This window comes from Acidipropionibacterium jensenii (genome assembly GCF_005890135.1).
Classification (GTDB): Bacteria; Actinomycetota; Actinomycetes; order Propionibacteriales; family Propionibacteriaceae; genus Acidipropionibacterium; species Acidipropionibacterium jensenii.
The window spans coordinates 1,900,247-1,921,893 of the sequence record NZ_CP040635.1 but is presented as its reverse complement, the minus strand read 5'-3'; the positions used below and the strand labels follow the sequence as shown (position 1 = coordinate 1,921,893).

At 70.4% G+C, this 21,647-nt stretch carries 15 protein-coding genes, 2 pseudogenes and 1 riboswitch; of the genes and pseudogenes, 4 read left to right on the top strand and 13 right to left on the bottom strand.

Annotated elements, in window-relative coordinates; translation table 11 throughout:
- Positions 1 to 238: 238 nt before the first annotated feature.
- Positions 239 to 1,222, top strand: coding sequence for a malate dehydrogenase (locus tag FEZ32_RS08510; RefSeq protein ID WP_028702882.1), 984 nt, complete (start codon positions 239 to 241; stop codon positions 1,220 to 1,222).
- Positions 1,223 to 1,369: 147 nt separating this feature from the next.
- On the opposite strand, the gene FEZ32_RS08505 is transcribed toward FEZ32_RS08510, so the two are convergent.
- Together FEZ32_RS08505 and FEZ32_RS08500 are read right to left on the bottom strand one after the other, a co-directional pair.
- Positions 1,370 to 1,669, bottom strand: a complete 300-nt coding sequence (locus FEZ32_RS08505; protein ID WP_232020923.1) for a DUF3017 domain-containing protein — start codon at positions 1,667 to 1,669, stop codon at positions 1,370 to 1,372.
- Positions 1,666 to 2,538, bottom strand: coding sequence for a bifunctional methylenetetrahydrofolate dehydrogenase/methenyltetrahydrofolate cyclohydrolase (locus FEZ32_RS08500; RefSeq protein WP_097798488.1), 873 nt, complete (start codon positions 2,536 to 2,538; stop codon positions 1,666 to 1,668). The genes FEZ32_RS08505 and FEZ32_RS08500 overlap by 4 nt, the downstream gene beginning before the upstream one ends.
- A 249-nt stretch (positions 2,539 to 2,787) precedes the next feature.
- Here FEZ32_RS08500 and FEZ32_RS08495 point away from each other — a divergent pair, with 249 nt between their 5' ends.
- On the top strand, positions 2,788 to 4,155 hold the full coding sequence (locus tag FEZ32_RS08495; RefSeq protein WP_051238237.1) for an MFS transporter: 1,368 nt from the start codon (positions 2,788 to 2,790) through the stop codon (positions 4,153 to 4,155).
- Positions 4,156 to 4,177: 22 nt separating this feature from the next.
- Here FEZ32_RS08495 and FEZ32_RS08490 read toward each other — a convergent pair whose 3' ends face one another.
- From FEZ32_RS08490 to FEZ32_RS08455, 8 genes and pseudogenes are all read right to left on the bottom strand, one after another.
- Positions 4,178 to 5,170: a hypothetical protein gene (locus FEZ32_RS08490; RefSeq protein ID WP_051238236.1), complete on the bottom strand. Its 993-nt coding sequence runs from the start codon at positions 5,168 to 5,170 to the stop codon at positions 4,178 to 4,180.
- 108 nt (positions 5,171 to 5,278) lie between these two features.
- Positions 5,279 to 6,829, bottom strand: a complete 1,551-nt coding sequence (gene purH, locus FEZ32_RS08485; RefSeq protein WP_028702878.1) for a bifunctional phosphoribosylaminoimidazolecarboxamide formyltransferase/IMP cyclohydrolase — start codon at positions 6,827 to 6,829, stop codon at positions 5,279 to 5,281.
- Positions 6,830 to 6,877: 48 nt separating this feature from the next.
- Positions 6,878 to 7,477, bottom strand: coding sequence for a phosphoribosylglycinamide formyltransferase (purN, locus tag FEZ32_RS08480; RefSeq protein ID WP_036981375.1), 600 nt, complete (start codon positions 7,475 to 7,477; stop codon positions 6,878 to 6,880).
- Between the two features lie 163 nt (positions 7,478 to 7,640).
- A complete protein-coding gene (gene ribH / locus FEZ32_RS08475) occupies positions 7,641 to 8,132 on the bottom strand; it encodes a 6,7-dimethyl-8-ribityllumazine synthase (protein WP_028702877.1) in 492 nt (163 codons plus the stop codon).
- A gap of 161 nt (positions 8,133 to 8,293) precedes the next feature.
- Positions 8,294 to 9,523: pseudogene (gene ribB, locus FEZ32_RS08470) on the bottom strand (3,4-dihydroxy-2-butanone-4-phosphate synthase); the annotation flags it as partial.
- A 146-nt stretch (positions 9,524 to 9,669) separates the two neighbouring features.
- Positions 9,670 to 10,245: pseudogene (locus FEZ32_RS08465) on the bottom strand (riboflavin synthase); the annotation flags it as partial.
- Between the two features lie 56 nt (positions 10,246 to 10,301).
- On the bottom strand, positions 10,302 to 11,423 hold the full coding sequence (gene ribD, locus FEZ32_RS08460) for a bifunctional diaminohydroxyphosphoribosylaminopyrimidine deaminase/5-amino-6-(5-phosphoribosylamino)uracil reductase RibD (protein ID WP_244937833.1): 1,122 nt from the start codon (positions 11,421 to 11,423) through the stop codon (positions 10,302 to 10,304).
- A 192-nt stretch (positions 11,424 to 11,615) separates the two neighbouring features.
- Positions 11,616 to 11,755, bottom strand: a riboswitch (FMN riboswitch).
- Positions 11,756 to 11,815: 60 nt separating this feature from the next.
- Entirely contained in the window at positions 11,816 to 13,174 is a 1,359-nt protein-coding gene (locus FEZ32_RS08455) for a cell division protein PerM (protein WP_127843592.1), read from the bottom strand.
- A gap of 304 nt (positions 13,175 to 13,478) precedes the next feature.
- Between FEZ32_RS08455 and FEZ32_RS08450 the strand changes: the two genes are divergently transcribed.
- Positions 13,479 to 15,191: a hypothetical protein gene (locus tag FEZ32_RS08450; protein ID WP_028702876.1), complete on the top strand. Its 1,713-nt coding sequence runs from the start codon at positions 13,479 to 13,481 to the stop codon at positions 15,189 to 15,191.
- Between the two features lie 136 nt (positions 15,192 to 15,327).
- Here the strand turns inward: FEZ32_RS08450 and sucD are convergent, their stop codons facing one another.
- Both sucD and sucC read right to left on the bottom strand, forming a co-directional pair.
- Positions 15,328 to 16,221 (bottom strand): succinate--CoA ligase subunit alpha, encoded by an 894-nt coding sequence (sucD, locus tag FEZ32_RS08445; protein WP_138680406.1) that lies wholly within the window; start codon positions 16,219 to 16,221, stop codon positions 15,328 to 15,330.
- Positions 16,222 to 16,224: 3 nt separating this feature from the next.
- Positions 16,225 to 17,400: an ADP-forming succinate--CoA ligase subunit beta gene (gene sucC, locus FEZ32_RS08440; RefSeq protein WP_138680405.1), complete on the bottom strand. Its 1,176-nt coding sequence runs from the start codon at positions 17,398 to 17,400 to the stop codon at positions 16,225 to 16,227.
- Between the two features lie 292 nt (positions 17,401 to 17,692).
- Between sucC and FEZ32_RS08435 the strand changes: the two genes are divergently transcribed.
- Positions 17,693 to 18,799, top strand: coding sequence for a M23 family metallopeptidase (locus FEZ32_RS08435; RefSeq protein WP_127843593.1), 1,107 nt, complete (start codon positions 17,693 to 17,695; stop codon positions 18,797 to 18,799).
- A 166-nt stretch (positions 18,800 to 18,965) separates the two neighbouring features.
- Here the strand turns inward: FEZ32_RS08435 and pcrA are convergent, their stop codons facing one another.
- Positions 18,966 to 21,518 (bottom strand): DNA helicase PcrA, encoded by a 2,553-nt coding sequence (pcrA, locus tag FEZ32_RS08430; protein WP_244937832.1) that lies wholly within the window; start codon positions 21,516 to 21,518, stop codon positions 18,966 to 18,968.
- Between the last annotated feature and the right edge of the window lie 129 nt (positions 21,519 to 21,647).

Sequence of the window (21,647 nt, the reverse complement as noted above, 5' to 3'; positions counted from 1 at the left end):
GCAGGGATCTCAGACAGCGGGGATCTCCGGCAGCAGGGGTCCTCGGGCCGGCATCTCCGGTGCGGTGAGGGGCCGGCACGAAGGCTCGGTGACCGGCCGCGGACAGCGCCCGCGCGGGCCCCGGCAAGGGCGGCCGTCCGACCCTGCGGTGAGCCGAGGGGCCGCCGCCGGGTGGCATTCGTGCCACTACTAGAGTGAGTCTCACATCGTGTCACAGAGGACTTATAGGAGACTTTCGATGAGCACTGCTCCCGTCAAGATCGCCGTCACCGGCGCTGCCGGCCAGATCTGTTACAGCCTGTTGTTCCGCATCGCCAGCGGCTCACTGCTGGGTTCCACGCCGATCGAGCTGCGTCTGCTCGAGATCACCCCGGCGCTGAAGGCCTTGGAGGGCGTCGTCATGGAGCTTGACGACTGCGCATTCCCGAACCTGGTCAATGTTGAGATCGGCGATGACCCCAAGAAGGTCTTCGACGGCGTCAACGCCGCCTTCCTGGTCGGCGCCATGCCCCGCAAGGCCGGCATGGAGCGTTCCGACCTGCTGAGCAAGAACGGCGCGATCTTCACCGCTCAGGGCAAGGCCCTCAACGAGGTCGCCGCCGACGACGTCAAGGTCCTGGTGACCGGCAACCCGGCCAACACCAACGCGCTGATCGCCTGCACCAACGCCACCGACATCCCGAACGACCACTTCGCCGCTCTGACCCGCCTCGACCACAACCGCGCCAAGACGCAGCTGGCCAAGAAGGTCGGCGCCAGCGTCGCCGATGTCAAGCACATGACCATCTGGGGCAACCACTCCTCCACCCAGTACCCCGACGTCTTCCACGCCGAGGTCGCAGGCAAGAGCGCTGCCGACCTGGTGGACGAGGCCTGGGTCGAGAACGACTTCATCCCGACCGTCGCCAAGCGCGGCGCGGCCATCATCGCTGCTCGCGGTTCCTCCTCGGCGGCCTCGGCCGCCAACGCCACCGTCGAGTGCATGCACGACTGGCTGGGCACCACCGCCAAGGGCGACTGGGTCTCGATGGCCGTTCCCTCTGACGGCTCCTACGGGGTTCCCGAGGGAGTCATCTCCTCCTTCCCCGTCACCGTCACCGACGGCAAGGTCGAGATCGTCCAGGGCCTCGACATCGACGCCTTCTCGCGCGCCAAGATCGATGCCTCGATCGCCGAGCTCGAGGACGAGCGCAAGGCCGTCACCGAGCTGGGTCTCATCTGAGTCCCACCTCTCCTGACCTCTCGGGGAGCCGACCTCGGTCGGCTCCCCGAGTTGCGTCCGGAGGTCTCCGCACTGAATCGCGGACGCAGCGTTTTGCGCCCGGCATGTCCCGGAGACCGGCCCCGACAGCCCCCGGGGACAGCCCGATCAGGACGGCTGGGAGTGGGGCACCACCATCACCAGGACGGCCACCGCCACCGCCGATGTCAGCAGGATGAGGCAGTCGACCCACTTGGCGCGCACCACGAGCTGACCGGCCCACCGGGCCGGGAGGAACAGCCTCATCAGGCCCGCCGCCAGCACCGACAGGGCGAAGACCATCGCCCCCTTGCGCCAGTGGCCGGTGTAGATGACGGCCGAACAGACCACCACCCCGGCCAGGCAGGTCAGCAGGGCCCAGGGCGAGGAGGTCTGGGGGTCCCGCGCCACCTGCGGCCTGACGGTCACGAGCCCGCCGGCCTCTGCGCGGCGAGCTGCTCGGCCCGGTCCACGACATTGGACAGCAGCATCGCGCGGGTCATCGGGCCGACCCCGCCGGGGTTCGGGGAGACCCAGGCGGCCTTCTCCCAGACATCGGCGGCGAAGTCGCCCAGGATCTTGCCCTCGGGGGACCGCGAGACGCCGACATCGACGAGCACCGCCCCCTCCCGGATCATCGAGGCGTCGATGAGGCCGGGAACCCCGGCCGCACCCACCACGATGTCGGCGGAGCGGGTGTGGCTGGCGAGGTCCCGGGTCCCGGTGTGGCACAGGGTGACGGTGCAGTTCTCGGTGCGGCGGGTCAGCAGCAGGCCCAGCGGGCGGCCGACCGTCGTCCCGCGGCCGACCACGCAGACCTCCTTGCCGGGCAGCTCGATGCCGTGTCGGCTGAGCAGCTCGACGATGCCGCGCGGGGTGCAGGGCAGCGGGGCGGGCTGGTTGAGCACCAGGTAGCCCAGCGAGACCGGCGCCAGACCGTCGGCGTCCTTCAATGGGTCGATGAGACCGAGGGCCCAGTTCTGGTCGATGTGGCGCGGCAGCGGCAGCTGGACGATGTAGCCGGTGCAGGCCGGATCCTCGTTGAGCCGGTGGATGTGCTCCTCAAGGGATTCGGCGGTGACATCTGCCGGCAGGTCGACGCGGATGGACTCGATCCCCACCTGGGCGCAGTCGCGGTGCTTGCCGCGGACGTACTGGTGGGAGGCCGGGTCATCACCGACGAGGACCGTTCCCAGGCCCGGGACGATCCCGTGCGCCCGCAACGCCGTCACCCTCTCGGCCAGCTCGGCCTTGATCTGAGCGGCGGTCGCCTTGCCGTCGAGCCTCTGTGCAGTCATCGCTCTCCTCGCCCATCGGATTGTCTGCAGGTCCGGGTCGGGACACCGACCGGGCCATCACCGGGTCCCATCCTGTCATGCCGGCGTCCCGGTGGCCCGCCACCCGTGCCGCATCCGGCCCGCCGCTCTGCTCCCACACCTGCGAAACCTCCGGGGCACCCGGGGGAGGATCTATCATCGGCTGCGCGAGGTGTGCCTCCTCCCCGCCGCGGAGAGGATCCAATGGTGCCAGTCGCGACATCTCCCGAAATGCACAGCGCGAGGGCTCGCGCCGTCACCACGGCCGCGTTGGCGGGCGGACTGCTGCTGGTGGAGCTGCTGACGGGAGTTCAGACCTACCTGTCGCAGACCGTGATGCCCCTGATGGCGGCCGACCTGAGTGCCCGCTCGCTCTACGGAGTGGTCACGGCCACCGGAGCGGTGGCGAGCTTCGCGGGCCTGCCACTGGGAGTGGGCCTGGCGGGCCGGTTCAAGATCCCGAAACTGCTGATGGCCTTCACCGTGCTCATCTGCGCCGGGGCGACACTGTGCGCAGTCGCTCCGAGCATCTGGTGGTTCCTGGCAGGCACCGCCATCCGCGGATTCGCGGCCGGTTGCATCGCCACGGTGTCGATGGGTGCGGTCGTCACCGGGCTTGAGGGACGGGTGCGCCAGATCACCCTGGCCGCGATGTCTGCCATGTGGGTCATCTCGGCGCTGTTCGGCCCGGCCTATGCCGCCTGGATCTCCCATGCCCTGAGCTGGCGATGGGCCATGGTGGTGTACCTGCCGGTGCTGCTCGCCGCCCGCGCGATCGTGGCGCGCCACCTCCCCGACCGCGAACCCTCCCGGGACAGCCGGATCAGTTGGTCGAACGCCGTCCTGCTGGCGGTGGCGATGGCCTGCATCGCCGCCCCGATCGACTCGCGGTGGCTGCGTGTCGTGCTGCTGGCCGTCGGCGTCGCGCTGCTCTCGGTGGCGACCCACCGGGTGCTGCCGGACGGGACCTTCCGGATGAGATCGCGACGGCAGGCGGTGATCGCCTTCATGTTCGGGCTGTGCGGGCTCTACTTCGCCGCCGACTCGGTGGTCGCGATCGTCGCCCATGACGTGTTCGGCGGCGGTGCCCGCGACATCGGGATCGTGCTCATGGCCGGAGGCCTCGGATGGGCTCTGATCGGCCTGTTCTGCGGCTGGAGACCGGCCTCCGACATCGCCGCCTATCGACGCCGCGCAGGTCTGGGAGTGGCGGTTCTCTCCCTGGGTGTCGTGGTGATGGCCTGTGCCTCCACCCGATGGCTCGGCATCGGCCCGATCGCGATTCTCGCGGTGGGATGGACCCTGGCAGGCATCGGAATGGGCCTCTGCTACGTCGACACCCTCAATGTGCTCTTCACGCCGCCAGAAGAGCCTGACGGGTTGACCGACCTGGACGTCAGCAATGCCGCTGTGATGGCCGAGTCGATCTCCGGCACCCTCACCATGACTGCGGCGACCACCTTCCTGGCCACCGGCATCGGCGGCGCAGCGACCACGGGTGCACGATCGATCCTCCTGTTCGGCGTCATCGCCGCAGCGGTGACGGTCCTGGTCATCCCTCTGTTAAGAATCCGCGCGGATGAATCGGTCCAGCCGTGAGGCCGGGGAACAGGCAGAACCCTCAGCTGGTTGTCCGGCCCAGGATCTCCAGGACGGTGGCCACCTGGTCCGCGTCCATCACGACAGGCAGGCAGACCAGGTCGTCGGGCCACTCGCTGCCGCCTACCGGGGCAAGGTGGGCGGGCCGGTCCCAGTGGATGGGTCCGTCGAGCCCCTGACCGTGGAGCTCCTCGGCGATCCGGTCGGCTGCCTGTCGACCCGCCGCCCTCACCACCAGGGGGCACACCGCCCGGGGATTGACCACCTCCACCGCAGTTCCCGCATGCTGTACGGCGAGCCCCGCCATCACCGCTTCCCGGCCGGCCCTCATCTGCTCCACCAGAGCCGGCGCGTCGAACTCGCGGAGTCGGTCCAGCGCCTGTCGGTCCGGGGGCACCGGGGTCCAGGCGCTGTCGGCGAGGTCCTCGACCTCCTCGAAGGTGCTCACCCGAGGGTCGGCCAGGTAGCGCATCCGGGCCGCGGTGAGATCCTCATCCGCCGGCGTGCGCCCCGCTAGCCGATGATCGGGGCCGGTGATCCAGGCCACCTCGGCCAGTGGCAGCAGTTTCCGGGAGCTGACGATCTCCACACTCCCAGCGGGAGCGTCGCAACCCGGTGATGCGTCCGGTGATGCGTGGGGACAGTGGTCCTCGAGGAAGGAGTGGGTCCGGTCGACCACCAGGGCGCCGGTCCGCGCCACCCGGGCGAGCACGCCTGCCAACTGCGGGCCAGCATGCAGCCCGAGGGTCTGGCAGTGCAGCACCACCGGGTGCTCCCCCGCCTCACGACAGTCCCGGAGGCTGTGCGACAGGGCCGCAGCATCCATCAACAGGTCCGGGCCCACCGGGATGCGCCGGACCGACATCCCCTCCAGCTCCCACGGGGTCACCATCGTCTGGCAGCAGTACCAGGGCACCAGGACGGTGCGCCTCCCGGCGTCGCGGGCGCCCCGGGCCGCCAGGGCGAGTGCCTGGCGGCCCAGCGCGACCGGCGTCGCCCCGGCGGGAATCAGCACAGCGGGTCCCGGGACGCACTGTGCCGATACTCGCCGGGGCGACGGGAGTACCGCGGGTATGGGTACCGCGGGTGGGGGTACTGCGGGTGAGAGGACGTGGGCCGCACCTCAGTGGAAGAAGTGCCGGGTCCCGGTGAAGTACAGCGAGACCCCGGCTGCGGCACAGGCGTCGACCGTCTCCTGGTCGCGGATCGACCCGCCGGGCTCGACGATGGCCTTGACGCCGCCGTCGATGAGGACCTGGGGTCCGTCGCCGAAGGGGAAGAACGCGTCGGAGGCCGCCACCGAACCGGCAGCCCTGTCAGCGGCCCGCTCGACGGCGAGCTTGCAGGAGTCCACCCGGTTGACCTGACCCATCCCGACACCGACCGAGGCTCCGTCGTGGGCCAGCAGAATCGCATTTGACTTCACGGAGCGGCAGGCCTTCCAGGCGAACAGCAGATCGGCCAGATCCTCCTTCGAGACCGCCTCGCCGGCGGCCAGGGTCCAGTGCGCCGGATCGTCACCGGGGGCCTGGAAGAGGTCGCGCTCCATCATCAGCAGGCCGCCGTCGATCTCGCGCAGCTCATGGCCCGACAGGTCTGGGGCCGCGGCCACCAGCAGCCGGATGTTCTTCTTGCGCGACAGGATCTCCACCGCACCGTCGTCGTATCCGGGAGCCACCACCACCTCGGTGAAGATGTCCTTGACCTGCTCGGCCATCTCGACGCTGACCGGGCGGTTGGTGGCGATGACGCCGCCGAAGGCGCTCAACGGGTCGCAGGCGTGGGCGCGGCGGTGGGCGTCGGCGATGTCGGCCCCGATCGCGATGCCGCACGGGTTGGAGTGTTTGATGATCGCCACGCAGGGGTCGTCGAAGTCGAAGGCGGCCCGGCGGGCCGAGTTGGTGTCGACGTAGTTGTTGTAGCTCATGGCCTTGCCGTGGAGCTGCTCGGCGCCGGCCAGTCCGGGCCCCTGGGGGGTGAGGTAGACCGCCGCGGCCTGGTGGGAGTTCTCGCCGTAGCGCAGCTTCTCCTTGAGCTTGCCGGTGGTTCCGACGAAGGTCGGGACGCCGTCGACGGCGACGCCGTCCTGGCCGCCGAACCAGCCGGCCACCGCGACATCGTAGGCGGCGGTGTGGGCGAAGGCCTTCGCGGCCAGGACCCGTCGCTCGGCCTCGGTGTAGCCTCCGGCGGCCAGCGCCTCCTCGAGGCCCTGGTACTGGCCCGGAGAGGTGAGGACCGCCACGGAGGCGTGGTTCTTGGCGGCGGCGCGCACCATCGAGGGCCCGCCGATGTCGATCTTCTCGATGCAGTCGTCGAACCCGGCGCCGCTGGCCACCGTCTCGCTGAACGGGTAGAGGTTGCACACCACCAGGTCGAAGGGCTCGACGCCGAGCTCGGCGAGCTGGGCGCGGTGGGACTCCAGGCGGCGATCGGCGAGGATCCCGGCATGGACCTTCGGGTGGAGGGTCTTGACGCGACCGTCGAGGCACTCGGGGAAACCGGTGAGCTCGCTGACCTCGGTGACCTTCAGGCCGGCGGCGGCCAGGGCCTTGGCGGTCGACCCGGTGGACACCACGGAGACGCCGGCTCGGCCGAGGGCTGCGGCCAGGCCGTCGAGGCCCGACTTGTCGTAGACGGAGACGAGGGCACGACGGATGGGTTGGCGATCGGTCACAGGGAGTCCCTTCAGATGTGGTTGATGTCGGCGCGGCGACCCGACCGGTCAGTCGGGAGTGCTGGGTTCGGTGGATGTCAGTGTGGTGGCGAGGTCGGCGACCACCTCGACGAGCATCTGGCGCTCCTGCACCTTGATCCTCTCGTGCAGGGTCTCCACGGTGTCGTCGGGCGCGACCTCCACGGCCCGCTGGGCCAGGATCCGTCCGGTGTCGACCCCGGCGTCGACCATGAAGACGGTGGCGCCGGTGATCCGTACCCCGTAGGCCAGCGCGTCGCGGGGACCGTGGACGCCGGGGAAGGAGGGCAGCAGGGCGGGGTGGGAGTTGATGACGCGACCGCCGAAACGGGCCAGGAAGGCGGGCCCGAGGAGTTTCATGAATCCGGCGCAGACCACCAGGTCGGGCTGGAAACCGGCGACATCGGCGGTGATCCGACGGTCCCACTCGGACCGGTCGGCGCCCTTGGTCAGCGGTTCGACAAAGGTTGCAATACCGGCCCGGTCGGCCCTGGCAAGACCCTCGATGCCGGCCCGGTCCGAGCCCACCGCGACGATCTGGACGGGCAGCTCGCCGGCGTCGTGGGCATCGATGAGAGCTTGGAGCAGGGTCCCGGAACCGGAGACGAGGACAACCACGCGAAGGGCCACGAGCACACTGTATCCGCCCGCCCCGGGCACCCGGTCCCGCCGTGAGACGCCACCGCGGCCGACGCGAGTCACCTGGGTGACTCCGGTCCGCGGCTCGGCCCTCGACGCGCTCGTCGGTTCCCCCGTCATGCCGGGTTCGCCCCCGCACCACCGGCGGACCGCCTCAGCAGGCGGCCGCCCGCAGCGCGAGCACCGTCGCGAGGGCGGCCTCGGCGGCCTCGCGACCCTTGTTCTCGATGGATCCCTCGATGCCGCAGCGGGCCAGCGCCTGGGCCTCGTCGTCGCAGGTGAGCACCCCGAAGCCGACCGGCGTCCCGGTGCTCACCGCCACCTGGGTGAGGCCGTTGGTGGCCGCGTTGCACACGTAGTCGAAGTGGGGGGTGCCGCCCCGGATGACGACGCCGAGGGCGACCAGCAGGTCGAACTGCCCGGCCAGCCGGGAACAGGCCACCGGAAGTTCGAAGGAGCCGGGAACCCGCACCACCGTGGGGTGGTCGATGCCGGCCCCGGACAGCCCTGCCAGGGCTCCGGCGACCAGACCGTCCATCACGACCTGGTGCCACCGGGATGCGACGATCGCGGCCCTCAGGCCGGTGCCGTTCAGTGTCCCCAGGTCGGGGCTGGCCTGTCCTGCTGCGCCATTGGTGGTGCTCATGCGATGTGCTCCTGGTTCTGGTCGGTGTGGTCTGCGGAATCGGTCCCGATGGTGTCGGTGGCCGACGAGGTCGTGTCGTCGCGACCCTGGACCCCGGCAGTTCCGGGAATGATGCTTCCGGGGGTCTGGCTCTCGGACTCGGCGACCCGGGCGTCCTCGGGGATGGCCAGGCTGTGGCCCATCCGGTCGCGCTTGGTGATGAGGTAGCGCAGGTCCTCGGGATGGGCCGGCACCTCCAGGGGAACCTGCTCGACACGGCAGCCGGCCCGGCGCAGCGAGTCGGTCTTGGCCGGGTTGTTCGTCATGAGCCGCACACTCGACAGGCCCATGTCGGCCAGGATGGCCGAGGCCGCCCCGTACTCCCGGGCGTCGATCGGCAGGCCGAGGGCGGTCTGGGCGTCGACGGTGTCCAGGCCGTTGTCCTGGGCGTGGTAGGCGGCGATCTTGTTGAACAGGCCGACCCCGCGACCCTCCTGGCCGCGCAGCAGGATCACTGCCCCGCCGTGCCGACTGACCTTCTCCATCGCCGAGTGGAGCTGCTCACCGCAGTCGCATCGCAACGATCCCAGGGCGTCTCCGGTGAGGCACTCCGAGTGCACCCGCACCCAGCTCGGCCCGCCGTCGTCGGCCTGCACGCCGCGGGCCGGCACCATCAGCAGGTGCTCGGCGCCGGTGGCGTGGTCGGCGTAGCAGGTGAGGGTGAAGACCCCGGACTCGGTGGGCAGGGTGGCGGGCTGGCCGGCGCTCACCCTGGAGGGGGGAACGGCCGGCAGCCGGTCGTCATGGTCCTGGCGCCAGTGCGCCAGCTCGTCGATGGTGATGACGCACAGGTTCGCGCGCTGCCCGACCTCGAGCACCTGGGGGGTGCGCAGGCAGCGGCCTTCGTCGTCGACCAGTTCTCCGATCACCCCGACCGGGTCCAGGCCCGCCAGCCGGGTGAGGTCCACCGCGGCCTCGGTGTGACCCCGACGCTCCAGGACGCCGCCCGGGCGGGCGCGCAGGGGCAGGATGTGGCCGGGCCGCACGAAGGAGCCCGGGGTCGACGCGGGATCGGCCAGCACCCGGCAGGTGTGGGCCCTCTCGCCGGCCCCGATGCCCGTGGTGGTGCCCTCGGACGCGTCCACCGAGACGGTGTAGCGGGTGCGCAGCGGATCCTGGTTCTCGGGCCACATCAGCGGCAGCCCCATGCGGTCGGCGCGCTCCTCGGTCATCGGGGCGCACAGGTAGCCCGAGGTGTGTCGGATCATCCAGCCGACCCAGTGGGCGTCGGCCCGGGAGGCGGCCATGATGGCGTCCCCCTCGTTCTCGCGGTTCTCGTCGTCCAGGACGAGGACCGGGCGTCCCGCCCGCAGCTCGTCGAGGGCTTGGTCGATGGTGGCGAATCCGGTCATCGGAGCTCTCCCTGGGTGGTGGTCGGCTGGCTGGTGGTTGGCTGGGTGGTGGTTGGCTGGGTGGTGGTCGTCGTGGCGGCGGATGCGGTCCGGGTGACGTCGGGGCGGTTCGACTGCGAGGGGTCCGGTGCCTCCCGGCCGGCGAGCAGGGACTCCACGTACTTGGCGATGACGTCGGCCTCCAGGTTGACCTCCTCGCCCACCGGCAGGGTTCCCAGCACGGTGGTGGCGAGGGTGGTGGGGATCAGGCCGATCTCGAACCATCCGGGTCCGGTGGCGCTGACGGTCAACGACGTCCCGTCGACCGCGATGGACCCCTTCTCGACGATGTAGCGCTGGAGGTTCTGCGGGGCCGAGATGCGCACCACCTCCCAGCGGTCCCCGGGCCTGCGCTGGAGGATCCGGCCGGTGCCGTCGACATGTCCCTGGACGATGTGGCCGCTCATCCGGCCGCCGGCCGGCAGGGCTCTCTCCAGGTTGACCCGGGCTCCGGGGGCCAGACGCCCCAGCCCGCTGCGGGCCAGGGTCTCGGCCATCACGTCGACGCTGAACAGGTCGCCGTCGACGGCTGTCACCGTCAGGCAGACCCCGTCGACCGCGATGGACGACCCGAGGGTGGCATCCGAGGTCACCAACGGACCGCGAATGGTCATCACGGCCGAGTCGGCGCCGTGTCGCAGCTCGGCGACCTCGCCGAGCTCCTCGATGATTCCGGTGAACATTGCTGAACTCCTGTCCCGGCAGTCCCGTCCTCGGGGCTGCCTGGTGCTGATATCTGTCACGGTCTGGATTGATTCGACGTGGATTGACCCGGTGTGGATCGACTCGGTGCAGGTGGCACCGGTGCGGGGGGCTCCCGCGGGATCGGGTGGGCCCGGATCTCGATATCGGGGCCGATCATCGACACCTCGTCGATGACCAGACGATGGGCCTCGTCGATCGTGGAGACCCCGGCGTCGGCCAGGGCGGCGGGTCCCGATCCGAGGAGTGTCGGGGCGATGTGGGCGATCACCTCGTCGATCAGCCCGGCCCGACAGAAGGCTCCGGCCAGCCGAGGACCGCCCTCCAGCCAGACCCGGTGCACTCCTCGACGCTGCAGCTCGGCCAGGACGAACTGCGGGTCGTGACTGGTGATCTGGACCATCGGCGCCGAGTCGTCGAGGAGGTGGCTTCCCGGCGGCAGTGGGCGTCGTCCCACCACCACCCGCAGCGGCTGGTGGGCCACCGCGACCCCTCTGACGGTCAGTCTCGGGTCGTCGGCCAGGGCGGTGCCGGTGCCCACCATCACGGCTGCGCACCGGGAGCGCTCCAGATGCACCCGGGCCCGCGCCTGATCGGAGGTGATCCAGCGGCTGGTGCCGTCCTGGGCGGCCGAGCGACCGTCCAGGGTGGCGGCGTACTTCCACACCACCCGGGGTCGGCCGTGGACCATCGAGAAGGTCCAGTCGGGGTTGAGGGCCCGCGCCTGATCGGTGAGGACCTCCCCGACCACCTCGATCCCGGCCTCCGCCAGGGTCTGGGCGCCGCCGGCCGCCACCGGGTTGGGATCGGACTGGCCGATCACCACTCGCTGGACGCCGGCGGCGATCAGCCCGCGGCTGCACGGCCCGGTCCGACCGGTGTGGTTGCAGGGTTCCAGGGTGACCACCGCCGTGCACCCGGCAGTGAGCCGGTCCCGGCCGGCGGTCACTCCGGCGTCACGAAGAGCCTGGATCTCGGCGTGCGGTGTCCCCGCCCCGTGGTGCCAGCCCTGCCCGAGCACGGCCCCGTCGGGACCGAGCAGGACGCAGCCGACCCGGGGATTGGGGTCGACGGCGGGACCGTTGGCGGCCAGCTCGATGGCTCGACGCATGGCGTCGTCCCACCGGTGACCGGTCCCGACATGATGACTCTCGACCATCGACAACCCTTCGTTCGCGTCCTCACGAACGCCGGGGTCGCCGGGGACCCGGCCGACGCCGGTCATCGACCGGCAGGGCACGACGCGGTGTGCGGAGTCGGGCGGCGTTCAGGACGCCACCGCTCCGGACAGGCACCGAGGAGTCCCGGCGGCATCGCCGTCATGGGTCCCCGGCGCGTCGCCGCGCAGGTCCCACGTGCTTCCTCCCATCCGGACTCTCACCGTCGGTACCGGATTTTCACCGGTTCAGCCGTTCCTCCAGGTGGACCTGGATGAGCGGTTCGCGGACTGTCACCGCCGGTTCGGACTTTCACCGACCCCGGAGCACGTGTGCACAGCAAGTATGCCTCCTCGGCCCAGAACCCCCCACATCGGGAGTCCGGGGACGCCGGCTACCGACCGTCGCGGGTCGGCTCCTGCCCCTCGTCGCGGGACTTTCCGCCATCGGTACCGACGGCCTCACGGCGGGAAGCGGTAGCACGGCGTGAGGAGCGCACCAGGTGTCTGGTGTCCTCGCCGGCCTCCCGATCCTCGTCGGTGGGCCCGGACGGCGAGTCGCCTGACCGTGCCTCCCGCCAGCGCAGCACCGCCACCGCGGCCCCTGCCAGCAGTCCGCCACCTCCGAGCAGGACGAGGGCCATCCCCAGCACCTGGGGCATCTGGGGTCCGATCGCCGACAGCCGCCCGGCACCGATCCCGCCGGCCGACAGGACTCCGAGCAGGGCGACCACCAGGGCGGCGACGACCCCGGAGCCCGCTCCCCGGGCGAGGATCTGCCGGGGATCGGTGAGCCGGCGGTCCCGCAGGGCCACGACGGCCCCGGCGGCCCCCGCCAGGGCGGGCACCGCCAGCCACAACCAGCTCGCGGCACCGGGGTCGCCGGCCGCGGGAAGAGCGCCGAGGGCCGGGATCGCGGGGACGATGCCCAGATGCACTCCGAAGGGGCTCACCGATGACCCCAGTCCCAGGGTGAAGCCGGGGCCCAGGGTCCAGGCCGACCACCATCCGATGAGGTTCGGCAGCCAACTGAGTTGCAGAAGAATGAGAACGATTCCACCCCAGACTCCCGCCCCGAGGGACTCGTGGAGGGCCACCACCCGGGAACCGTTGGCGATCAGGTTCACCGCCAGCGCCGCCGACCCGCCCGCCACCACCACTGCGGAGCCGATCATCGCGCCCGCCCAAGTGTTGCGGATTCCACCGGGTACCATCCCGGCGGCCCGCACGCGTGCCCCGCGCAGCGCACCCGCCAGGCCGGGCCCGGTGCCGAGGACCAGGCCGCCGACCAGGACCCGCAGCCACGACGACGGGCCCGAGACCCCGGCCGCGGATGCCGCAAACACCACGGCGACCAGGTGCACGGTGGCGTGCAGGGCGGCGACCTGGCCCGCCTGCCGCAGGGCCACCGGCCGGTCGGCGCGGCGCCGGGCGTCCGACATCACCCGGGCCGAGTACCGGCTGGTCTGCATCCCGACCACCACCAGCAGCAGGGTGAGACTCAGCGGCACCAGGCTCACCCTCAGGCCCAGCGCGCTCAGCGGGACGCCATGGGCCAGCAGCCACAGTCCGGTCGACCCGCGCACCAGGTCCCCGAAACTCCCCTTCGGCAGAGCCAGCCACTCGGGGATGATGAGCCCGGTGAGCAGGACCCACACCGAGGCGAGTCCCACCAGACATGCCAGGGCGCAGACCACCGGCCAGGGCCAGCGCGGCCCGTTGTCATGGCGTCGACGGCTGGCCGAGGACTCCACGGTGAGATCGATGCGGCCGTCACCGGATCCCGTCCGGCTCCCACCCGGGCGACTCCCACTCGCCCGCTTCCCACTCAGTCGACCCCCACGGTGACCGTGGTGTGCTGGCGGCACGGCTGTCTCCTTCCATCAGAGTCGGTCCAGACCCTTCCAGGTCATCGGGCGGATGCCACGACCGGTTCGCACGGCGCTGCCCCGGCCCAGACGGTAAGCTCGCCTGAGCAGACGCGGCTGTGAGCCGATATCCACCAGAACCGATACCGCCGGTCGCTGTGTCACATAGTCAAGTCCTGGAGGCATTCGAGTGAGCGAGGAACCCACGCGTCGGCCGCGGCGCGGGATACCCGACGACTCCATTCAGCCGGGAGCCGAGACCGCCGACGGTTCCGCGCTGCGCACCGCAGCGGCCGAGCACCACCCAGACGATACCCCGGCTCCCGCCGGGCAGGGATGGTCGCGAAGCTCCGGCGAGTCCGCCGATGGCCCCGCTCCCCGGCGCGGACTGATCCCCGACGATGACCCGGCGACCGACACGCCGGAGCAGGACACGGAACCGGAGTCCTCCGAGGACGGCAAGAGTTCGACCGCCGATCCCGACGCCGCCTTCCGGCCGCCGGCCGGGAAGATCCCCAGGGCCAGGAGTCACCGGACCGGGAACCGCAGGACCGCGACCCCGGCCGCGGATCGACCCCACCGCGCCGCCGAGGAGCCCGGATCGGCCTCCCCCGATGAGCTCGTCGTGGACCGCTCACCGCTGCGCCGCCCCTGGGTGTGGGCTGTGATCGCCGTGCTGGTGGTGGCGATCGTCGTGGTGGCCGTCTCCCGGCTGAACCATCAGTCGCCGATCACCGGCGCCTCGGTCACCCCGACCCCCTCCTCGGTGACCCCTCTGCCGCAGGACTCTCTGATGAGTGCCGCCGAGGTCTCCCGACTCGACACCAAGGCGAGCTGGAAGGTCGACGACACCTTGTCGACCATTCCCGCCGACTCCACCCAGACCATCTCCTGCATCGTGCGGGACGCGGACCAGCCGACTCCTCAGTCCTCATGGCAGCGCTCCTTCACCGCCTCCACCAAGACCGCTACCGCCGCCCTGCACCGGGTTGACGGGTACGCCGATGAGGCCACCGCCAAGTCGGTCTACACCCAGCAGGCGGCCTCCCTGGCAGCCTGCGACTCGGTCCCCTCACTCATCGTCTCGGCGAGTTCGGTGAAGGGCCTGGGCGACGAGGCGACGTCCCTGACAGTCGCCTTCCAGGGAACCACCATCCAGTACCGCACCATCGTGCTGACCCGCATCGGCCGCGAGATCCAGGCGATCGACGCCTCCGACAACCACACCCCGATCGACGCAACAGCGGCGGCCTCGGCGATCACCGCTGCTGCCTCCCGGGGCTGCCGGCTGGCCGGTGGAACCTGTCCCGGCAAGGTGACGGTCTCCGCATCGGTCCCGCCGACATCGGACCTGCCAGGCTGGCTCATCACCTCCGACCTGCCGCGTCTGACCCCTGATCAGGGCGAGTGGCAGGCCGCCGCCCCGGCCGGCGTGTCCAGCAAGGGCACCCAGTGCGAGGGCGTCACCCTCGCCAGTGCCTCCGGCCCGCGGGAGCGCCAGCAGCGGACCTACCTGCTCTACAAGGACTCCTCGGCACCTCAGGGATTCGGTGTCGACTCGCTGCGATTCGGCTTCGGCGACGCAGCGGGAGCCGCGGCCTTCGCCAAGAAGATCGGCGACAGCATCGCAAGCTGCTCCAAGAGCCTCACCACCGCGAAGGTGAGCGACGCGAAGTCCTTCACCGGGGTCGGCGAGAAGGGCGCCAAGATCTCCGGTCGGTCCTTCCTGGTGACCCAGGACGCGGGATCTGGGAACAAGGCCGTCTTCCAGGTCTCGGTGAGCACGGTCGGCTCCTCGGTGACCTATCTGCTGGCCAATGTCACCACCAGTTACCGGTTCACCGACGACGCCTGGTCGCAGCTGGCGGTCCGGGCCGCCGAGCGGGCCACCCAGGCTCGCTGACTGACAACCCCTCCCCCGCCCCTGCGCCGATGAGACTGATGGCGCCGAGGGCGTACTGAAGGACACGGCCCCCCGCACCTGTGGTGCGGGGGGTCGTGTCCCCTGGTCCCTCGTGGGGACCCGGGTGACCGGTGTCTCAGTGGGTCAGTGCGGCGACCGCCTCGTGGGCCAGCTTGGCGGTCTCCGAGGGGGTCTTGCCGACCTTCACCCCGGCGGCCTCCAGAGCCGCCTTCTTGGCGGCCGCGGTGCCCGATGAGCCCGAGATGATCGCCCCGGCATGGCCCATGGTCTTGCCCTCGGGGGCGGTGAAACCGGCCACGTATCCGATCACCGGCTTGGTGATGTGCTCACGGATGTAGTCGGCCGCCCGCTCCTCGGCGTCCCCGCCGATCTCGCCGATCATCACGATGACGTCGGTCTCCGGGTCGTCCTGGAAGGCCTGGAGGGCGTCGATGTGGGTGGTGCCGACCACCGGGTCGCCGCCGATTCCCAGGGCGGTGGAGATTCCCAGGTCGCGCACCTCGAACATCAGCTGGTAGGTCAGGGTGCCGGACTTGGAGACCAGGCCGACCCGCCCCGGGCCGGTGATGTCGGCCGGGGTGATGCCGGCGTTCGACAGTCCTGGGCTGATGATTCCGGGGCAGTTCGGCCCGATGATGCGGGTCTTCCCGGAGCGGCGGGCGGCCGCCACGAACTGGGTCTCGTCCTTGGCGGGGACTCCCTCGGTGATGCACACCACCAGCGGGATCTCGGCGTCGACGGCCTCCAGCACCGCGGCGGCGGTGAACCGGGCGGGCACGAAGACCACGGTGACATTGGCCCCGGTGGCCTCGATAGCCTCCTTGACGGTGCCGAAGACCGGTACCGTGACGCCCCCGTCGAAGGTGACGTCCTGGCCGGCCTTGCGGGGGTTGACGCCCCCGACGATGGCCGATCCGGAGGCCAGCATCCGCTGGGTGTGCTTCATGCCCTCCGATCCGGTCATGCCCTGGACGATGATCCGGGAGTTCTTGTCGAGAATGATGGACATGTCTCATACCTCCTGGGATGCGAGCTCGGCGGCCCTGCTGGCGGCCTCGTCCATGGTGGCGACCATGGTCACGAGCGGATGGTTGAAGTCGTTGAGGATGGCCCGGCCCTGGTCGACGGCGTTGCCGTCGAGCCTCACGACCAGAGGCTTGCTGGCCTTGTCGCCGAGGGTCTGCAGGGCTGCCTTGATCCCATTGGCGACCTCGTCGCAGGCGGTGATCCCGCCGAAGATGTTGACGAAGACCGACCGCACCTGGGGATCGGACATGATGAGGTCCAGGCCATTGGCCATCACCTCGGCGGAGGCGCCGCCCCCGATGTCCAGGAAGTTGGCGGGCCTGGGGGATCCGGGGTAGTTCTCACCGGCGTAGGCGACCACGTCCAGGGTGCTCATCACCAGGCCTGCGCCGTTTCCGATGACCCCGACGCTGCCATCGAGCTTGACGTAGTTGAGGCCCAGTTCACCGGCCCGCAGCTCCAGCGGGTCGGTGGCCGCCCGGTCGACCAGGTCGGCGTGCTCGGGGTGGCGGAAGGCAGCGTTGCCGTCCAGGGTGACCTTCCCGTCCAGGGCGATGATCCGGCCGTCGCCGGTCCTCACCATCGGGTTGACCTCCACCAGGGTGGCGTCCTCGGCGGAGTAGACCTCCCACAGTGTGAGGATCACCGGGACGATGGCGTCGTGGCTGTCGGCGGGGAACCCGGCGGCCTCCAGGATCTCGACGGCCTTGGCCCGGTCGATCCCGTCGATCGGGTCGACCGGCACCTTGGCCAGCGCCTCCGGGCGCTCCCTGGCGAGGGTCTCGATGTCCATCCCGCCCTCGCGGGAGCACATCGCCAGGTACTGGCGCTCGCCGCGGTCGAGAAGGATCGAGAAGTAGTACTCCTCGACGATCTCGGCTCCCTCGGCGATCATCACCTTGCCGACGGTGTGTCCCTTGATGTCCATCCCGAGGATGGCCTCGGCGCACTCCCCTGCCTGCTGCGGGGACTTGGCGATCTTGACGCCGCCCGCCTTGCCGCGGCCGCCCACCTTCACCTGGGCCTTGACGGCGACGACGGGTGTTCCCAGCTCGGCGGCCGCGTCCACGGCCTGTTGCCGGGTCTCGGCGACGATGCCCCGGAGCACGGGTACACCGTGCTTCTCGAACAGGTCGCGGGCTTGGTACTCATACAGATCCACAATCTCTCCACTCTGCGAGGTGGTCGACCACCGGGGTCTGGCCGGCTGGTGTCCCGGGCATCTCCGCTCGAGCCAGGAGGATCGAGCTGATCGGTGCCCAGCGCCGCCACAGTATCAACCCCCGACGGTTGACGTCGTGCTCCGTCGCCAAGCAGTACCGCAGCCCCGAATTGGAGTCATTCCTGAGAGATGCTAATGTTTTCTCAGCATTCCACCGGAGCCCTGCATCATCCTCCAGAAGGACCGCAGATCCGCGTTCGACTGGGACTTGGTCCCACGTACTAGGAGTTCAGTGAGCACACTCAGGCACCGTCGTGGCGGGTTCGCACCGCTGGAGTTCCTCCGCCGTTCGGCCGTGGTCGATCCCCCGGAGGCCCACGACGAGGAGCTGGACGCCGAGGGCTTCGACCCCGATCAGCCCGCCGAGCGGGCCTTCGCCGACCATCGTCGCCGGTCCCCGCTGCGCGCCGGGATCGCGGTGGCCGTGGTGGCCGCCCTGGGAACCGTCACCGCCGGTGCGGTGATGCTGACCAGCGCCTCGAACTCCTCGGCGACGAACCTCCACTCACTGACGGTCGACCCCAACCGGTCCGATGTCACCCGGGCGGTCCCCCAGTCCGACAACCAGCTCAACGGCGCCGGCTCGGCCGGCATCGGCTCGCGCACCAACAACGCCGGACGCGGCTCCTCGGTCTCTCGCAGCAATGTGCGCTCCGAGATCGACAAGGCGATGAGCCAGTCGGCGGCCAACCAGCGCAGCACCGATCTGGACAGCACCACCGACGGCATCCAGAACCAGGCGGTGACCGCCTCCGAGACGGTCCGCGCCAAGGAGCTGGACGCCTCCATCGTCGCCGTGAAGAAGCAGGCCAAGAAGATCGCCGCCGAGAAGAAGGCCGCCGAGCAGAAGCTGGTCAAGGCTGCCGCGGCCAGCGGGGTCAAGATCACCGCCGGCACCACCTCGGCGATCACCAATGACGGCGGCGCCTCCCTGCCGATCAACCCGGGCTCCTACACCCTGGGCTCCTACTGGGGCGAGACCGGCGTGTGGGCTCGCTGGCACACCGGTGAGGACTTCGTGGCCGCCTGCGGCACCCCGCTGCACGCGGTCGCCGCGGGAGTGGTCGGCGAGTCGACCGGCGGTTCCTGGGCCGGCAACCACGTCGTCATCCACCTGGCCAACGGCGGGTCGGTGCTCTACGCGCACATGACGAGCAAGTCCGTCTCCGTCGGCCAGACCGTCAAGCCCGGCCAGTTGATCGGCTACTCCGGCGAGACTGGTCGAGCCTTCGGCTGCCACCTGCACTTCGAGTACTACCCGGCGGGCACCACCCCCGGTGACGTCTACAGCACCACCGATCCGCTGGTCTTCCTGCGGTCGATCGGCCTGAAGCCCTGACCCCCGACCCGTGGTTCTCGCCCCCGCGAGGACCACGGCTGACATCGAGCCCCCGGTACTGAGTCTGCCCGCCAGGATTCTTCAGGGTCAGGGGGCTCGGTGCGCCCTGGCGATTCAAGGCTCCCTGGGCGCCGGGTTTCCTGGCGACTCAGGGGCTCCTGAGGCCTCAGAGCTTCTCGAGCGGGGCGAACTTCAGCGCCAGGCGCTTGGTGCCCACCGATCCGAAGTCGACGTCGGCGGTGGCGCTGCCCCCCGATCCCTTCGTCGACAGCACGGTGCCCAGCCCGAACTGGGTGTGCAGCACCTTGTCCCCGGGCTGCAGGGAGATCGGGGCGGGCCTGGAGGCCGGCCGTCCGGCTCCCGACCCGAAGACCGGACCGCCCTCGGTCAGGGTGGACCGGGCGTTGCGGCTGCCGCTCTGCGAGGTGGAGGCCCAGCCGGGGGAGGCGTCGGCCACCCGCTCCCAGGTCACCAGGCGCTCGGGGATCTCGTCGATGAACCGGCTGGCGGGGTTGTACTGGGGCTGCCCCCAGGTGGTGCGCACCACGGCCCGCGACAGCAGGAGGCGCTTGCGGGCCCGGGTGAGCCCCACATAGGCCAGCCGGCGCTCCTCGGCGAGCTCCTTGGGATCGGCCAGGCTGCGGGCGTGGGGGAAGACGCCGTCCTCGAAGCCGGTCACGAAGACGGTGTCGAACTCCAGCCCCTTGGCGGTGTGCAGGGTCATCAGGGTGACCACCCCGTCCCCCTCCTCGGGGATGGCGTCGGAGTCGGCGACCAGGGCGATCTGCTCCAGGAAGGCGGGCAGCGAGTCGTCGACCTCGGCCAGCTCGTCCTGGTCCTCATCCGACTGATCCTCCTCCCGTCCGTCCAGGTCGATGGTGTGGACCCGGGCGACGAACTCCTGGGCCACCGACAGCAGCTCCACCAGGTTCTCCAGGCGGGTCTGGTCCTGGGGATCCTTGGAGTTCTCCAGCTCGGCCACATAGCCCGACTTCTTGAGAATCGAGTCGAGGATCTCGTCGGCCCTGGCCCCCTCGGCGACCATCTTCCGGTGGTCGGCCATCAACTCGGCGAAGGATGCGATCTGGTGGACCGAACGGCTGGCCATCGAGGTGATCTCACCGGCCCGGTCGATCGCCTCGGAGAAGGGGATCCGTCGCGCGGTGGCGAAGAGCTCAAGGGAGGCCTCGGCGCGTGCGCCGATACCGCGCTTGGGCACGTTGAGGATCCGCCGGACCGAGACGTCGTCGGCGGGGTTGGCGATGGCACGCAGGTAGGCGACGGCGTCGCGCACCTCCCGGCGCTCGTAGAAGCGCACCCCGCCGACCACCCGGTAGGGCAGGCCGGTGCGGATGAAGACATCCTCGAAGGGCCGCGACTGGGCATTGGTGCGGTAGAAGACCGCGACCTCGCCGTAGGTCGTCAGCCCGGCGTCGACCATCTCGTCGATCTTGCGGCCTACCCAGGCGGCCTCGTCGTGCTCGGTGTCGGCGACATAGCCGATGATCTTCTCGCCGTTGCCGGCATCGGTCCACAGGTTCTTCGCCGGCCGGTTGGGATTGACCTTGATGAGGCTGTTGGCGGCGCTGAGGATGGTCTGGGTGGAGCGGTAGTTCTGCTCCAGAAGAATGGTCCGTGCCCCGGGGAAGTCCTTGTCGAAGTCGAGGATGTTGCGGATGGTGGCGCCGCGGAAGGCGTAGATCGACTGGTCGGAGTCCCCCACCACCATCAGCTCCGGCGGATCGACCGTTCTGGTCGCCTCCGGGTCCTCCTGCCGGACACCCTCCTGCCGGTCATCGGGGCCGCCGGTCACCGGGTCGGTCCCGCACAGCGCGCGGATGAACTGGTACTGGGCGGTGTTGGTGTCCTGGTACTCGTCGACCAGGACATGGCGGAACCGGCGCCGGTACTGCTCGCGTAGGTCGGGGAACTGCCTCAGCAGGGTGACCGTCACCATGATGAGGTCGTCGAAGTCCAGCGCATTGGCCGAGCGCAGCCGCCGCTGGTACTCGGCGTAGAGATCGGCGAAGAGCCGGTCGTTTCCGCTGGTGGCGGAGGCGGCCGCTGCCGCCGGGTCGATCAGCTCGTTCTTCTGGTCGGAGATCCAGTTCATCACCGTGCGGGGCTGGAACTTCTTGGGGTCCAGCTTGGAGTCGCGGGTCACCAGGGTGATGAGCCGCTTGGCGTCGGTGTCGTCGTAGATGGAGAAGGTGCGCGACATCCCGATCCGGTCGATGTCGGAGCGCAGCATCCGCACCGCCGCCGAGTGGAAGGTCGAGACCCACATCGGCCGGGCCCGCCGACCGACCAGCTCCACCACCCTGGCCTTCATCTCGGCGGCCGCCTTGTTGGTGAAGGTGATCGCCAGGATCGATCCGGGGTGGACGCCGCGCACCTGGACCAGGTGGGCGATCCGGCGGGTGAGCACCCGCGTCTTGCCCGACCCGGCTCCCGCCACCACCAGGACCGGCGAGCCGGCGTGCAGCACGGCCTCGCGCTGCGGCGGGTTGAGGTCCGCCAGCAGCTCATCCTCGGTGGCCGGGCGCGGCTCGGGCCGGAATCCCGGCTCGGTCCCGGACGGCGTCCGGTTGTGCGACTGGGCACCGGAGGACCCCGCCCCGGCCGGCAGCCGGCGGGACGACTCGGCCCCATAGCGGGCAGTGGTCGGCGGCTGCGCGGAGGCGAAGAAGGAGAACAGATCTGGGGTGGCGTCACTCATGGCGGTGCCAAGACTACGGCCAGCCCGGCACAGCAGCCGAGCGACCGGCCCGCGACCGGAACGGTCGACCACCGTTCGTCGCCCCCGCGGCCTCCCGATGAGTTGACTGGCCGCCGATCTCCGCATAAG